Origin of the sequence: Nocardia sp. NBC_00565 (genome assembly GCF_036345915.1) — a bacterium.
Classification (GTDB): Bacteria; Actinomycetota; Actinomycetes; order Mycobacteriales; family Mycobacteriaceae; genus Nocardia.
Window position 1 is genome coordinate 3,368,143 of sequence record NZ_CP107785.1, and the last position, 13,115, is coordinate 3,381,257.

At 64.3% G+C, this 13,115-nt stretch carries 13 protein-coding genes and 5 pseudogenes; 7 read left to right on the forward strand and 11 right to left on the reverse strand.

The window, feature by feature from the left end; all coding sequences use genetic code 11:
• Positions 1–211: 211 nt before the first annotated feature.
• The 3 genes from OG874_RS16040 to OG874_RS16050 all read right to left on the reverse strand — a co-directional run bounded on the left by OG874_RS16040 (position 212) and on the right by OG874_RS16050 (position 1,725).
• Positions 212–1,030: an RNA polymerase sigma factor SigF gene (locus OG874_RS16040; protein WP_330255939.1), complete on the reverse strand. Its 819-nt coding sequence runs from the start codon at positions 1,028–1,030 to the stop codon at positions 212–214.
• A gap of 195 nt (positions 1,031–1,225) precedes the next feature.
• Positions 1,226–1,429 carry a hypothetical protein gene (locus OG874_RS16045; RefSeq protein ID WP_330255940.1) on the reverse strand — a complete coding sequence of 68 codons (204 nt, stop codon included), beginning with the start codon at positions 1,427–1,429 and terminating at the stop codon, positions 1,226–1,228.
• 140 nt (positions 1,430–1,569) lie between these two features.
• Positions 1,570–1,725 carry a DUF6131 family protein gene (locus OG874_RS16050; RefSeq protein WP_330255941.1) on the reverse strand — a complete coding sequence of 52 codons (156 nt, stop codon included), beginning with the start codon at positions 1,723–1,725 and terminating at the stop codon, positions 1,570–1,572.
• Positions 1,726–2,600: 875 nt separating this feature from the next.
• Between OG874_RS16050 and OG874_RS16055 the strand changes: the two genes are divergently transcribed.
• The 3 genes from OG874_RS16055 to OG874_RS44735 all read left to right on the forward strand — a co-directional run bounded on the left by OG874_RS16055 (position 2,601) and on the right by OG874_RS44735 (position 3,773).
• Positions 2,601–2,909 carry a hypothetical protein gene (locus OG874_RS16055; protein WP_330255942.1) on the forward strand — a complete coding sequence of 103 codons (309 nt, stop codon included), beginning with the start codon at positions 2,601–2,603 and terminating at the stop codon, positions 2,907–2,909.
• Positions 2,910–3,004: 95 nt separating this feature from the next.
• Positions 3,005–3,208 carry a hypothetical protein gene (locus OG874_RS16060; protein WP_330255943.1) on the forward strand — a complete coding sequence of 68 codons (204 nt, stop codon included), beginning with the start codon at positions 3,005–3,007 and terminating at the stop codon, positions 3,206–3,208.
• Between the two features lie 61 nt (positions 3,209–3,269).
• Positions 3,270–3,773, forward strand: a complete 504-nt coding sequence (locus OG874_RS44735) for a GPP34 family phosphoprotein (protein ID WP_442943350.1) — start codon at positions 3,270–3,272, stop codon at positions 3,771–3,773.
• Here OG874_RS44735 and OG874_RS16065 read toward each other — a convergent pair.
• The 7 genes and pseudogenes from OG874_RS16065 to OG874_RS16095 all read right to left on the reverse strand — a co-directional run.
• A pseudogene (locus OG874_RS16065) lies at positions 3,677–4,375 on the reverse strand (cytochrome P450); the annotation flags it as partial. The gene OG874_RS44735 and the pseudogene OG874_RS16065 sit on opposite strands and share 97 nt — an antisense overlap.
• Positions 4,273–5,124, reverse strand: a pseudogene (locus OG874_RS16070) (steroid C27-monooxygenase); the annotation flags it as partial. The pseudogenes OG874_RS16065 and OG874_RS16070, both read right to left, overlap by 103 nt.
• 47 nt (positions 5,125–5,171) lie before the next feature.
• Positions 5,172–6,524: a cytochrome P450 gene (locus OG874_RS16075; protein WP_330255944.1), complete on the reverse strand. Its 1,353-nt coding sequence runs from the start codon at positions 6,522–6,524 to the stop codon at positions 5,172–5,174.
• A 93-nt stretch (positions 6,525–6,617) separates the two neighbouring features.
• Positions 6,618–6,785, reverse strand: coding sequence for a hypothetical protein (locus tag OG874_RS16080; RefSeq protein ID WP_330255945.1), 168 nt, complete (start codon positions 6,783–6,785; stop codon positions 6,618–6,620).
• A 148-nt stretch (positions 6,786–6,933) separates the two neighbouring features.
• On the reverse strand, positions 6,934–7,134 hold the full coding sequence (locus OG874_RS16085; protein WP_330255946.1) for a ferredoxin: 201 nt from the start codon (positions 7,132–7,134) through the stop codon (positions 6,934–6,936).
• A 14-nt stretch (positions 7,135–7,148) separates the two neighbouring features.
• A complete protein-coding gene (locus OG874_RS16090; RefSeq protein WP_330255947.1) occupies positions 7,149–7,928 on the reverse strand; it encodes an SDR family oxidoreductase in 780 nt (259 codons plus the stop codon).
• On the reverse strand, positions 7,928–9,133 hold the full coding sequence (locus OG874_RS16095; protein WP_330255948.1) for a cytochrome P450: 1,206 nt from the start codon (positions 9,131–9,133) through the stop codon (positions 7,928–7,930). The genes OG874_RS16090 and OG874_RS16095 overlap by 1 nt, the downstream gene beginning before the upstream one ends.
• A 263-nt stretch (positions 9,134–9,396) precedes the next feature.
• On the opposite strand from OG874_RS16095, the pseudogene OG874_RS16100 reads away from it, so the two are divergent.
• The 4 genes and pseudogenes from OG874_RS16100 to OG874_RS16115 all read left to right on the forward strand — a co-directional run.
• Positions 9,397–9,851: pseudogene (locus OG874_RS16100) on the forward strand (SDR family oxidoreductase).
• A 30-nt stretch (positions 9,852–9,881) separates the two neighbouring features.
• Positions 9,882–10,265 carry a carboxymuconolactone decarboxylase family protein gene (locus OG874_RS16105; protein ID WP_330255949.1) on the forward strand — a complete coding sequence of 128 codons (384 nt, stop codon included), beginning with the start codon at positions 9,882–9,884 and terminating at the stop codon, positions 10,263–10,265.
• Positions 10,266–10,270: 5 nt separating this feature from the next.
• Entirely contained in the window at positions 10,271–11,125 is an 855-nt protein-coding gene (locus OG874_RS16110) for an LLM class F420-dependent oxidoreductase (RefSeq protein WP_330255950.1), read from the forward strand.
• A 60-nt stretch (positions 11,126–11,185) separates the two neighbouring features.
• Positions 11,186–11,344 (forward strand): annotated as a pseudogene (locus OG874_RS16115) (nitroreductase/quinone reductase family protein); the annotation flags it as partial.
• Positions 11,345–11,409: 65 nt separating this feature from the next.
• Here OG874_RS16115 and OG874_RS16120 read toward each other — a convergent pair.
• Positions 11,410–13,065 (reverse strand): annotated as a pseudogene (locus OG874_RS16120) (4Fe-4S binding protein); the annotation flags it as partial.
• Between the last annotated feature and the right edge of the window lie 50 nt (positions 13,066–13,115).

Sequence of the window (13,115 nt, forward strand, 5' to 3'; positions counted from 1 at the left end):
TGCGGTCCGTCGGCGTCAGCAGTCCGGCTGGAACCGATAGCAGCCCGCCGGAAACCGCGGCTGTGGGGCCGGAGCCTCCTCGGCGGGCGGTGGTGGTGGTGAGGGTGGTAGCTCCTGCGATGTTGTCGGTGGCTGGATCGTTTCCTGGTTCGGGATGCGGGACGTCCACCAACCGCTCCTTGGCTCTGAACGCCCGTCTCCGGCTGGTTGTTCAGTCGCGTGATGCCTGTTCGCGCAACGAGCTCAGCAGTCTGGCCAGGATCCGAGAGACCTGCATCTGCGAGACGCCGAGGGATTCGGCGATTTGGATCTGCGACTGAGATTCAAAGAACCGCATCATCAGCACTTGGCGATCCCGCTCGGGAAGCGCGGCAATCAACGGTTTCACGACAAGGCAGTCCTCGACGGTGCGGAACTCCGATTGCTCGGCGCCCAGGGTGTCCAACAGCGACGTCGGCGCATACTCACTGTCGCCGCCGGTATACGCGTCGATCGAGGAGGTCCGATAGCCATTGCGGGCGATCAGCGCCTGGGTCACCTCGACCAGGTCGACGCCGAGTTCCTCGGCGATCTCCGCGGCTGTTGGCGTGCGCCCCAACCGCTGCGACAGCCTGTCCATTGCCGGAACGATGGTCTGCTGGATTTCCTTGAGCCGCCGCGGTACTCGCACCGACCAGGTGTGGTCGCGGAAATGTCGGCGCACCTCGCCCATGATTGTCGGCACCGCGAAAGCCAGGAACGACGCGCCATGATCCGGGTCGAAACGGTCGACCGCGGCCACCATCCCCACCCGAGCGATCTGCAGCAGATCGTCGAAGTTCTCACCGCGCCCTGCGAACTTGCGGGCGATGTGCTCGGCCAAGGGCAGACATCGACTGATCAGCTCCTTCCGCAAGGCAACTCGATGCGGGTCGTCGGTGTCCAGCTCCGCGAGTTCGGTAAACAAGGGTTCGATGTTGTCGTAGCTGTCGGTGCGGCGGCGCGTGCGTTGTGCCCTCGTCGGGGAAGTCAGTGTTGACTGATAGCTCATCGGTGCTGCCTCGGATCAGATCCAGATGAATCGACAATGGCCGCGAGCCCGGAGACCGCAGTGCCGTAGGGGGTTTGGGCCGGGTCGATCGAGTTAGGTGAGTCTCGCCACGACGCACCGACCGAGACTGGCTCGGCCCGGAGCGATATCGGATGCTGCAACCAGGCAGACTTCGACATCTATCGTGGCGTCTTGTCAGGGGCTGGGTTGGGGCAGTTCGCAGTTGTTCACTTTGGGGTTGACGCCTGCGTAGTTCAGCGGACCGGCGATCATGGTCACCGCGATGGTTCCCAGGCTTGCGCAGTTCTGTTCACGGTCGGTGAAGTAACCTCGTTGACCGGCGGCGATCACGCCAATGATCAGCCATACGAGCACCAGCAACGGCACCAAACGCACCATCACTACCTCATTTCTTGTGGATCGAGATCGTCTCGATCCGGTAGTCGAATATCGGACATCGCGTCCTGCTCTGAATCGGGTTGCCGCGCAGACGAACCGAGCGGTGCGGCCGGACCTCGATCCGGCCGCGCCGGGATCGGTCAGTAGTAGTGGCGACGACCGCCGACCGCGTGGCCCGCGGTCCCCGCGACCCACAGCGCCGCTCCCATGAGCAAGACGATGACCCCGACGGTGACGAGCAGAGGGATACCGAGTAGGAATCCGGCGATCAGGAGAATGACTCCGAAAATGATCATGAACTAGAACCTGATTTCTGAAATATATTGAGATGTCATGAGATAGAGGCAGACTGCGCGGTTACCGGCGTTCGCGCCTCGGGGTGTGTCGACCGGCCCGGGACCGGCCGACCTATCTCCGAACAGCTGGCCACGGCTCGCATCGACGGGGCGTAGGCCAACTTTCGGATCCCTGCCCGGCGGCTGTGCCGGATGCATCGGCCGCGGCGGCATTGCCGGTATGGCCGGTGTGAACAGGGGTGTCTGGTGCGCCGAAGGGCTGCGGCCCGCGCCATCGCCCGACGCGGACGGAGCTGGGTTGAGTGGGGTTCCCCGCGGGGCCGAGATCGCGGCGGGCGGTGCGACTCGAGACACCCGAAAGCGTATTCGGTTCGGCCAGCCCGATGGTGATGATCATGGCGATCCTCGACGCCTTCGCTCGGATCTATTGCTCATTTAAGTAGACGCTGCCCAGCACGTGATGTCAACACTGTAGGTCTACATTGGTGAACTACAGCGGTTCATCCGACGAAAGGCCGATCAGCCGCCCACCGAATACGCCATCGACACAATCGGACGTGACCCCATGGGGACCTACCTCGACTCCCCCGGCCGCCACCAGTCCAGCTCGCGACCTCGACGATGCCGCCGCGAACCGCGTCGAATATGAACTCGCCGGAACGACTCGTCTTCTACCCGCTTCCGACCTGGATGGCCGTCACCGGCGCTGGCATCGTGCTCAGCCCCTCCGAGGTGCGCTACGACGGCGCGCCCCGTCCCTCCACGGGAGTTAACATTGTATGTCTCTAATGTAGGCCTACACTGTTGACACCACGTTCTGGGCGGCGTCTACTGGAGATCCACAGATCCAATCCGACCGCTCGGGGTTCCCCATCATGGTCATCGTCATCGGCATGTTCGTTCTGATCGCCGCCATCATCGCCGGGGCCGCCGCCTTGCTCTCCACCGGCGGTGATGCCCACGCGCTGACCGGAGACGTGACCTTGTTCGGCTATCACGTCACCGACACCGCAGGCGTCATGGTGATCTGGGGCATCGCCGTCGGCGTCATCGGGCTCGTCGAACTCAGCCTGCTACTGGCCGACACCCGGCGCACGCACCTCGCGCGCCAAATCCCCGGCCGGTCCGGGAACCAGTCCACCCCACAGGCAACAGACGAGGCGAAAGGCCTCCTCCAACACTGAGTCTCGCCACCGGTGGACGCGCCCGCCCGCGGGCCGACTAGGCCTACCCGATGTTGTTCTGCCCCATACTTATTCACTGAAACCAGGTAGCCATCATGACCGTCCTGATCCTCGGAGCCGCCCTGCTCGTGACCGGGTTCCTGCTCGGCATTTCCCTCCTCGTCACCGCGGGGATCGTGATCCTCCTCATCGGAGCAGTACTGATGTTCATGGGAGTCGGCGGCGGATCCGGGCGCGGCTGGCGCCACTACACCAGCCGACCCCGCCGTCGTCGGCGTCGGGCCCGGCAAAGCTGGTAGACCAGCGCCCTGACCGCGGCCACCCAAGCTGCCAGATTCGTCTCCGGATCGAACTCGCCGAATGGACCTGCTGTGCGCGAGCGGGCTGGTGCACCGTCAGTCGACACTCCTGCTGGGGCTGTTCTCGATCACCGTATGGCCGACCATCGACCGCAACGCCAAAGACGCGTTACGCCAACCACTTCGGCAGGTACTGCTCGACCGACACCGGCCCGACGACCGCACCCCTCGCGTTGATTTCCCTGCCACATGTGGTTCACGCGCTACCCGAACAATGCCCGGGTTGGCAACGTCGCGGCATCGACGAACGCGTTGCCGACGGAGAAGTTCGCCGCGGCCGTGCCCTTCCCGAAGCGGCTACTCGGCGTGCGGGCGGAGTACGCGGCGCTCGCGCAGCATCTTCCAGAAACTCACGGGGACCGGCGGGTTCATCCGCAGCGATTCCTTCATCACGAGGTCGATCTCGATCATTTCCTCGAGTTCCGCATGGGTGAGATTCGGCCCGAGGTCGAAGGCGCGCTGCCGGGCACGGTGCTGCCACTCGGGGAATCGGCCCATGTTGTAGGCGATGGTCGTCAGTGTGGTGGTCGAGGTGTCATGGGCGGCGAACAGTAGGAAGATCATGTGGCTGACGATGTCCTCGTCGGTGAACGAGTGCTGATCGTCGCCCACGGTGTGGCACAGCACCGAGAACAGATCGGGCGTCAGTTCCTTACGTTTCTGCGGGATGAGCCCGTGGAAGAACTCCTCCAGTTCGCGACGGCTCTTGCGGCCCGCCGCCCATTTCCCACCCGGAATCGGGTACCGCACCAGGGCGTTCAGACTTTCCAGGCAGGTGATGAAGGCCCGATTGATGCGGTCGGCCTCGGACTGGGGCAGCTCGACGCCGATGAATACCTCGAGTGCGGTACTCAGCAGCATGGATTTGAACTGATCGGCTAGGCGGACCGATCCGACCGGGAACCGCTCGATACGGTCGACGATACGGGGCTGCAGTTCTTGCAGGTAGGCTTCCAGCCGCGGCCGGGTGAACGCCTGTTGCAACAGGCGGCGGTACTGAGTCAGCTGTAGAACAATCCGACGCGCTGGCCCTCGCGAATGAGCTGCCCCCCGAGTTCGGTATCGGCGGTGGCGGTGCGCTGGAAGGCGGTGACGGGGGTGGCCCAGCGGACGATCTCGTCCGGGGCGGTCCGGGGGCGCTGCTCTTTGTACAGTTCCCACTGGTCCGGATTGTCGACGAACGCTTTCATCCCGTGGGTGATGGCATTGCGGGTGGTCTCGTTGCCCGCGACGGCGAGCAGAATCACGAAGAAGCCGAATTCATCGGAGCCGAGCGCTTCGCCGTCGAGGTCGGCATTGACCAACTGGGTCACGATATCCTCGCCCGGCTCGGCGCGCCGCCGCTCGGCCATGTTCCAGGAGTAGCCGAGGATCTCCACCGAAGCGTTGGTCGAGGCGTCGGTGGTGACGGCGTCACCGTATTCGGGGTCGTCGTAGTTGAGCATCTGGTTGGACCAGTCGAACAGTTTCCGCCGATCCTCCTGCGGGACTCCGAGTAGTTCGGCGATGGCCTGCAGTGGCAGCTCGCTGGCGACCTGTTCGACGAAATCACCGCCGCCATCACGTTTGGCGGCGTGCACAATGCGTTCGGCACGTTCGGCCAGTGCGGCGCGGAGCCCTTCCACTCGCTGCGAGGAGAACAGGTCCGATTTGCGTGAGACCTCTTTGATGTCCTCGTGTCTGCTCACCACCCAGTAGCCACCGTCGCGGAAGCCACCGGAACTCTCGTCGGGCTGCTCGTTCCACCACACTGGTGCGGTACGGCGCAGTTGCGCGAATTCCTCGACGGGGTTGCGGGTTTCCCATAGTGCCGGATCGATGAAATCGAATCCGGCGGGCAGAGATGGCGCTGACACAGCTTGCTCCTGACGGCCGACGTCGTTGTGGACTGAGGGTGTCGGGATCACCGCCGCCGACGGCGGTAGCGGACGCGGCACGGCTGGGCCAGCTGCACCACCATCTTCGAATGGTCGTTGTGATAGGTATCCGATGGCTGCGCCAACTCGAACTCCCAGTCCCGCAGCAGGATCGAGAAGATCGCCTTCAACTGCATGAGCGCGAACGCCGCGCCGACGCAGCGGTGGCGGCCCGCACCGAAGGGAATCCAGGTCCAACGGTTGACCAGATCTTCCTGGCGCGGATCGAGGTAGCGACCGGGATCGAAGGTGTCGGGATCCGGGAAGTCCTCCGGAATCCGATTCGACACCGCGGGAGTCGCGGCCACCATCTCACCGGGGGCGATGCGGCGTCCGCACACCTCGAATTCGTCACACGCAATGCGCATCACGATGATCAGCGGCGGATGCAGACGCAGCGTCTCCTTGAGGGTCGCCTCCAGATTCGGAATCTGGCGCAGCGCATTGTGACTGACCTCGGAACCGTCGGCATAGAGCTCGTCCAGCTCGGCCACCACACTGTCCAGCAGTTCGGGATGACGCAGTAGTTCGATGATCGTCCACGCGGCGGTGCCGGAGGTGGTGTGGTGCCCGGCGAACATCATCGAGATGAAGATGCCGGTGATCTCACTGGCCGAGAATCGCGGGGTGCCATCCTCGTTCTTGACCGAGATCAGGATGTCGAGCATGTCGCGGTCGTCCTTGCCCGCGGCCGGATTCGCCTCACGCTGATTCATGATGCCCTGCACCAGTTCCACCAGTTGCGCGCGCGCCTCGTCCCGGCGGCGGAAGCTGTCGATCGGTGCGTAGGGGTCGACGTAGGCCAGCGCGTCGGTCCCTTGCTCGAGTTCGTGATACAGGTGCGCGAAGCGAGGATCGAGCTGGTTGCGGAATTTCACGCCGATCAGGCAGGCCGAGGAGGTGTAGATGGTCAGCTCGGCGAAGAAGTCGAGCAGGTCGATCTCGCCCTCCTCGCCCCAGTGCGCGAGCATCTGCTCCACTTCGCTCGCGATGGTGCTCGCGTGACCGCGCATGTGCTCGGCGCGCAGGGCCTGGTTGTGCAGCATCTCCTTGCGGCGTTCCGGCGGGGCGTCGAAGACCACGCCCTCCCCGAAGATCGGCTTCATGAAGGGGTAGGCCGCCCCCTGGTCGAGATCCTCGTCGCCGGCACGGAAGAAGAACTCGTTGGCTTCGGCGCCCGACAACAGCACTACATCGCGTCCGGCGAGTTCGAAGGAGCCGACATCGCCGCATTCGGCGCGTACGCGGCGCATGAGGCCGATCGGATCGGTGCGGAACTCCTCGAGGTGACCGTATTCGCCCCCGCCTCCGGACACTTGCTGTGGCTTGACCAACGTCATGGAAATCCTTTCAGGAAACCTGTCCAGACTTCGTATGGACATTTGTCCAGACAGTACTATGATTGATAATTCGCAACAAGGGTCGCAGTTCAGTCAGGCCAGAATCCGAAGGGCGCACGTCTCCAGCCGGTCGGCGACCTGCTCGTAGGACAGATGACCCATCCCGCCCGCCGCCGTGGTCAGGCGCTCGACAGTTTCGACCTGCTTCTCGGTCAGGCGACGCCGTGTGGATTCCGATCCGTTGGACGCTTGAATGGACATATCTCCGCCCCCTCCTGCCGAGAGTCGCGTCCTGGCTCATCGACTGAGCAACGCTTCGAGCCGATGATCGGGATCGCAGGAGGCCCGCGGTCGACGAAACGAAAATCTGCGCCGGTACAGGCGTTGTCCTTCTCGGGGTTGCGCACGGTCAGTGGTCGCCTTCGTCGATGAACAGCGCCTGGTTAGGGCAATACCGCACCGCTTCTTCGACGGCCGCGCGGACCTCGGGGCCGGGCTCGTGGTCGAGGATTTCCACCTTCCCGCGACGGGGAACGGTAAATACGCCGGGCGCTTCGGTCGCGCAGACGGCATGCCCCTGGCAGAGATCGAAATCGACGGAGATTCTCATCGGTGGCTTTCGGATCAATTCGCGCGCACGCGCGCCTCGGGTTGAACTTCGGTCAGCGAAATATGGGCACCGCGTGGTGCCGTAACGACCGCCACAACGGCGGCGGCAAGGTTCGCGGCACGCAACATTTCGGGATGGCGTGCGAATCCCCATGCGGTCCAGTCCTCCAGGACCGGGCCAATGATCTCAGCGGTGGTGTCCATCCCCATTCCGGTCATCGTCGGCCCGGGTCGGACCAGGGACGCACGAACCCCGGTGCCCTCCAGCTCCATCCGCATCTGCCGAGCCATGATTTCCAGGCCGGTCTTCGCGGCCGGATAGGCACCCATACGGGGGCGCGGGTTGCCCGCGGTATCGGAACTGATGATCACGAAATCACCGCGCGCCCGCTCGATCATGCCCGGCAGGATGCGATGCGCCAGTCGCTGCACACCCACCAGATGCACGTCGACCTGGCGTAGGAACTGATCGGGGCTCATCTCGTGCACCAGTGAGAATACGAGGTCACCCGCTCCGGAGACCAGGATCTCGGTAGCGTCGTAGGCATCTTCGGCGGCGGCGGCGAAGGCGTCGACGCTCGCGGTGTCGGTGACATCGAGGTGATGGGCGAGCGCTTCGCCGCCGTTGGCACGGATCTTCGCGGCCAGTGCCGCGCATTGCTCGAGGCGGCGTGCCCCGAGCACGACGGGATGGCCGAGTTCGGCCAGGGCTTCGGCGGTGGCGGCACCGATTCCGGAGGATGCGCCGGCGATCAGCGCTGGGCGGCGCTCGGGTTGCGGTGCGAAACGTGGCATCAGCGGGCCTTCGTGATTATGGGGAGCCGGGCGAAGCCACGGACATTGGTCGAATGCACGCGCTCGATGCCGGATTCATCGAGTGCGTACGCGCTGACCCGGGTAGCGAATTCGCGCAGTGCGATGGTCGCTTCCAGGCGGGCCAGGTGCGCGCCGAGGCAGAAGTGCACGCCCGCACCGAAACTGGCCAGCGCCCCCTTCTCCGGACGATCGATACGGAAGGTGTCGCCGTCGGGAAAGGCCGCGGAGTCGCGATTGGCCGACCCCATGAGCAAAAGCACCTTCGCACCGGTAGGGATGGTCCGGCCGTACATCTCGATATCGGTAGCAGCGCTGCGGGCCACGATCTGACTGGAGGTGTCGTAGCGCAGCGTCTCCTCGACCCAGTCGGTTACCAGCTCCGGGTCGGCAACCACCTTGGCGTACTCACCGGGATTGCGGGCGGCCCAGTACAGCGCATTGCCGAGCAGTTTGGTGGTGGTCTCATTGCCGGCGACCACCATGAGGAACATGAAGCCGATGATCTCCTCCTCCGAGAGGCGATCACCCTCGATCTCGGCGTCCAAGAGGGCGGAAGTCAGGTCGTCGGTGGGCTTCGCACGGCGCTCGGCGACCATGTCGCCGTAGTAGGTGATCAACTGCAGTGCGGCTACGATCGCGCCGATCGGCACATCGAGCACACCGTCCTCGCGATGTACGACCAGATCCGCCAGCCGGCGGATCTCTGCGCGATCCGGTTCTGGGACGCCCATGAGTTCGGAAATCACGTCCATGGGCAGCTTGCCCGCGAAACCCTCGATCCAGTCGAAGGATTCACCGGCGAGGGCGGGCTGAAGATGTTCGAGGGTCAATTCCTGGATGCGGTCGGTCATATCGAGGACCCGGCGCGGGGTGAACCCCTTGAAGACCAGTCGGCGCATGCGCATGTGCCGCGGATCGTCCATCGCCAGAAACGACATGGTCTTGTGCGCGTGTGGTCCCCAGGCGGCCGGATCGAGGGAGACGCCGTTGGCACTGGAGAGCCGCACATGGTCCCGAAACCCCGTGATGACATCGGCGTGCCGCGACAGCGCCCAGAAATCCAGGTCCGGATTGTGATACAGCGGCGCATCGGCGCGCAGTCGCTCGTAGGTGGGGTACGGGTCGTCGTGGAACCGATAGTCGTAGGGGTCGAAGGTGAATGGATCCAGCGAGACCGGAGTCATCACACGTACCTCGATTTCGATCGCGTGCACCGGTCGGTAGCGCAGGAGCCGGTTCGCAAAGACGCACAACTGGACATGTGTCTGGACAGTAGCACCGACATCGGCTCGCCACAATGTCTAGTTTTGAATCTCGCCCCCGAGCAGGCGAACTGAACACGTTGTGCGACTTCCCGAATCGCCCATCGCAAACCATGTCTTGCATTCGCGCGTGAACCCGAACTATATTCCGAACACCTGTCCAGACATGTATCGGGAGCTTGCATATGAATGGACTCGTCCCCGCCGAAGGCGCGAAGGTGGTCGTCGCCGATCTCAACGCCGAACGCGGTGAGCAGGTGGCCAAGCAGATCCTCGCCGACGGTGGCACCGCCGTCTACCACCGCGTCGATGTCGCCGACCCGAATCCGCCACGCAGCTGGCCGAATTCACGGTTGCGGAGTTCGGCGCGATCAACCACCTCGTCAACAACGCCGCCAGCTACGGCGACATGAAACTCGACCTGCTGCTCACGGTGCCATGGGACTACTACAAGAAGTTCATGAGTGTGAACCTCGACGGCGCACTGAACATGACCCGTGCGGTCTCCCGGATTCCCATCGAGCGCATGGGTACACCGGAGGATCTGGTCGGCGCCTGCCTATATCTGCTGTCCGATGAGGCGAACTGGGTGACCGGCCAGATCCTCAATGTCGACGGTGGCCAGATCATCCGGTCATGAACCACGTTATGCCACACGAAAGGAAGCATCATGATTACCACCGGCAACACCGACTCCGCCGGCGAAACTCGCCTACGTGGACTGGCCAAAATGAGCGAGGTCTACGGCTGGGACTTCGCCGACGGACCCGGCGAACACTTCGCCGTCACCGCCGATCACCTCTTCGCCGACATCTGGTCACGACCGGCACTCACAGTGCGCGACCGACGGCTGCTGCTGCTCGGTGCGCTCACCGTCCAGGGGCTGTTCGATGTCGCCGAGATCCAGGTCGGCGCTGCCCTGCGCAATGGTGAACTCGACGAAGCACAGCTACGCGAAGTGGCACTGTTCCTTTGCCACTACGCGGGCTGGCCGGCGGGCACCCGCCTGGACAATACCGTCGGCACCGCTGTCGAACAGCACGAAAAGAGTTGACACTGATGCGGTTCGGGATCGTCCTGTTCACCAGCGACCGCGGCATCCGGCCCGCGCTGGCCGCTCGGGCAGCCGAAGAGCGCGGCTTCGCCTCGTTCTTCGTGCCCGAGCACACCCACATCCCCATCAAGCGGGAAGCAGCCCACCCGTCGACCGGCGATGCTTCGCTGCCCGACGACCGCTACACCCGGACGCTCGATCCTTGGGTGTCATTGGCCATGGCGGCGGCGGTCACCGAGCGGATCGAACTATCCACCGCCGTAGCACTGCCCGTCGAGCATGACCCCATCACCTTGGCCAAAACGGTCGCTACGCTGGACCATCTCTCCGACGGAAGGGTGACACTCGGAGCCGGATTCGGTTGGAACACCGACGAACTCACCGACCACGGGGTGCCTCCGAACAAGCGGCGCACGGTGCTGCGCGAGTACATCGAAGCGATGCGGGCACTGTGGACCGAGGAGGAGGCAAGCTATCACGGCGATCACGTGTCGTTCGGACCGAGTTGGGCGTGGCCCAAACCTGTCCAGCGCCACATCCCGGTACTCATCGGTGCGGCGGGCACCGAGCGCACCTTCGAGTGGATCGCGCGCAATGGAGACGGCTGGATCACCACACCGACCGAAACCGATATCACGGCGCGACTGGGACTGCTGCACAAGATCTGGGCCGATGCCGGGCGCAGTGCCCAACCACGCGTGGTCGCACTGGATTTCAAACCCGACTCGGCCAAGTTGACGCAATGGGCCGGTGCCGGGGTAACCGACGTGCTGTACGGGCTACCCGACCGCACCGAGGCCGAGGTGCTGCATTACCTCGACCGGCTCTCGGCGAAACTCGCCGACCTGACCGCGCTCTGACCCGAGGAAGTAGATCCCCATGCCGATGAGACGGCCGGCGAACCTCGACTCCCCCGCGGCGGCGCGAACCGCCGCGCGGTGCTCGCCCGGGTCGCGACAAGTACCGAACGACAACGACTCTGGCCGCTACTGACGGATCGTTATGCCGATTTCGACACCTACCAATCCTGGACCGAGCGTGAGATCCCGGTGCTGATCCTGTCATCGGCGAAGAACTGATCTGCAACTGTCGATCGGCGTCCGATATGCGGGGCCGGGTTGTTTCCAGCCCGGCCCGCACTTCGCTATCGAGCACGTGCGGTGTCGACCATGTCCTGGACCCGGGTGAACTTGATGCGGGGACGGCCCGCCGCGGCGCCGTTGGCGCGTTCGGCGGCGTCGATCAGCGCCCATCCGGACCGGTCCACGAGATTCGGGCAGCGGCTTGACAGGAGTGCCAGTAAATCTTCACGGTCGCGCCCGGGGGAGGCCAGGCGCCCGGCAGCGAAGTCCTCGACAATCCCGGCAACGGTCTGCTCCGCGTCACCGCGGTTGGTACCGATCACACCGCGCGCCCCACGCTTGATCCACCCGGCGACATAGACACCGGGCAGCACGGTGCCTGCGCAGTCCTGCACGCGGCCGCCATCGTTGGGGATGATGCCCGCGCCGGGATCGAACGGTACACCGGGTACCTGCACGCCGCGGTAGCCGACGGCACGCAGCACCAAGGAGGTCTCGATGGTTTCGATGCGCTCGGTCGCCACCGCCACCGGCCCCTGTTGGGTGTTATGAATCTCGTTGTGTGCGACCTGGAGTGACTCGACTCGTCCCCCACCGTCAAGCGCGACAGGAGTGACACGGAACCTGAAGTCGACGCGCCGGGGCGCGCCGGTGGCACCGCGCGCGCTGTACTCGTGCGCCAGGGTCAGCTTGAGGCGGGTCGTCGGATCGGTGACCGGATCCGACAGTGCGGCGGCCACGTCGTCATCGATATCGGCGGGATCGATGACGATATCGGTATCGGGCAGTTGCCCGAGCGCGAGGAATTCCGGGCCGGTGTAGGCGGCTTGACGAAGGCCACGTCTGCCCAGCAGCAGGACTTCGCGGATCTTGCTGTGCCGCAACGCTTCCACCGCGTGATCGGCGATATCGGTACGCGCGAGATGCTGGGGATCAGCGGTCAGCACCCGCGCGACGTCCAGCGCCACATTGCCGTTGCCGACAATGACCGCCCGCTCGCCGGACAGATCGAAGCTGTGGTCGGCGTAATCCGGGTGCCCGTTGTACCAGGCCACGAATTCGGTGGCCGAATGGCTGCCTGGCAGGTCCTCACCGGGTATGCGCAGTTGGCCATCAGCGGATGCGCCGACCGCGTAGATCACCGCGTGGCAGTGCTCGAGTAGTTCGCCATGCGAAATATCTTGCCCAATTTCGACATTGAGATGGAATCGGATCGAGTCGCGTTTGAACGTCGATGCGAACATGGCGGTGACGCCGCGCGTCTCGGGATGGTCGGGCGCGACTCCGTACCGAGCCAGCCCCCATGGCGTCGGTAGTCGGTCGAACATCTCTATCTCCACATCGCCACGGCCGAGCAGGTGCTCAGCGGCGTAGCACGCCGCGGGCCCGGTACCGACGATCGCGACACGCAACCGGCCTGCCTCGCGCGGGAGTCGGGCGGGCGCGGCGCTGGCGGCGATATCGGTTTCGAGCGGATGGTGCTGGAAATAGGCGGCATTGATCTCGGTGTACCGCAACAGGTTCACCGGCAGGTCGTCCGCACCGTAGATCGCGTCCACGGGACAGGCATCCATGCAGGCGCCGCAGTCGATGCAGGTATCGGGATCGATATGCAGCATCTCGGCATTCGCGAAATCGGGATCTTCGGGTCGCGGCCGGATGCAGTCAACCGGACACTCCGCGACGCAACTCGCGTCGTTGCAGCATCGCTGTGTGACCGCACGGTTGCCCGGCCCATACGTCCATAGTACTGTCCAGACAGGTGTAC

What these genes read in the sequence shown, in the direction of transcription:
- OG874_RS16040 (WP_330255939.1), bottom strand. Translation starts at nt 1,030, where the DNA reads ATGAGCTATCAGTCAACACTGACTTCCCCGACGAGGGCACAACGCACG.
- OG874_RS16045 (WP_330255940.1), bottom strand. Translation starts at nt 1,429, where the DNA reads ATGGTGCGTTTGGTGCCGTTGCTGGTGCTCGTATGGCTGATCATTGGC.
- OG874_RS16050 (WP_330255941.1), bottom strand. Translation starts at nt 1,725, where the DNA reads ATGATCATTTTCGGAGTCATTCTCCTGATCGCCGGATTCCTACTCGGT.
- OG874_RS16055 (WP_330255942.1), top strand. Translation starts at nt 2,601, where the DNA reads ATGGTCATCGTCATCGGCATGTTCGTTCTGATCGCCGCCATCATCGCC.
- OG874_RS16060 (WP_330255943.1), top strand. Translation starts at nt 3,005, where the DNA reads ATGACCGTCCTGATCCTCGGAGCCGCCCTGCTCGTGACCGGGTTCCTG.
- OG874_RS44735 (WP_442943350.1), top strand. Translation starts at nt 3,270, where the DNA reads ATGGACCTGCTGTGCGCGAGCGGGCTGGTGCACCGTCAGTCGACACTC.
- OG874_RS16075 (WP_330255944.1), bottom strand. Translation starts at nt 6,524, where the DNA reads ATGACGTTGGTCAAGCCACAGCAAGTGTCCGGAGGCGGGGGCGAATAC.
- OG874_RS16080 (WP_330255945.1), bottom strand. Translation starts at nt 6,785, where the DNA reads ATGTCCATTCAAGCGTCCAACGGATCGGAATCCACACGGCGTCGCCTG.
- OG874_RS16085 (WP_330255946.1), bottom strand. Translation starts at nt 7,134, where the DNA reads ATGAGAATCTCCGTCGATTTCGATCTCTGCCAGGGGCATGCCGTCTGC.
- OG874_RS16090 (WP_330255947.1), bottom strand. Translation starts at nt 7,928, where the DNA reads ATGCCACGTTTCGCACCGCAACCCGAGCGCCGCCCAGCGCTGATCGCC.
- OG874_RS16095 (WP_330255948.1), bottom strand. Translation starts at nt 9,133, where the DNA reads ATGACTCCGGTCTCGCTGGATCCATTCACCTTCGACCCCTACGACTAT.
- OG874_RS16105 (WP_330255949.1), top strand. Translation starts at nt 9,882, where the DNA reads ATGATTACCACCGGCAACACCGACTCCGCCGGCGAAACTCGCCTACGT.
- OG874_RS16110 (WP_330255950.1), top strand. Translation starts at nt 10,271, where the DNA reads ATGCGGTTCGGGATCGTCCTGTTCACCAGCGACCGCGGCATCCGGCCC.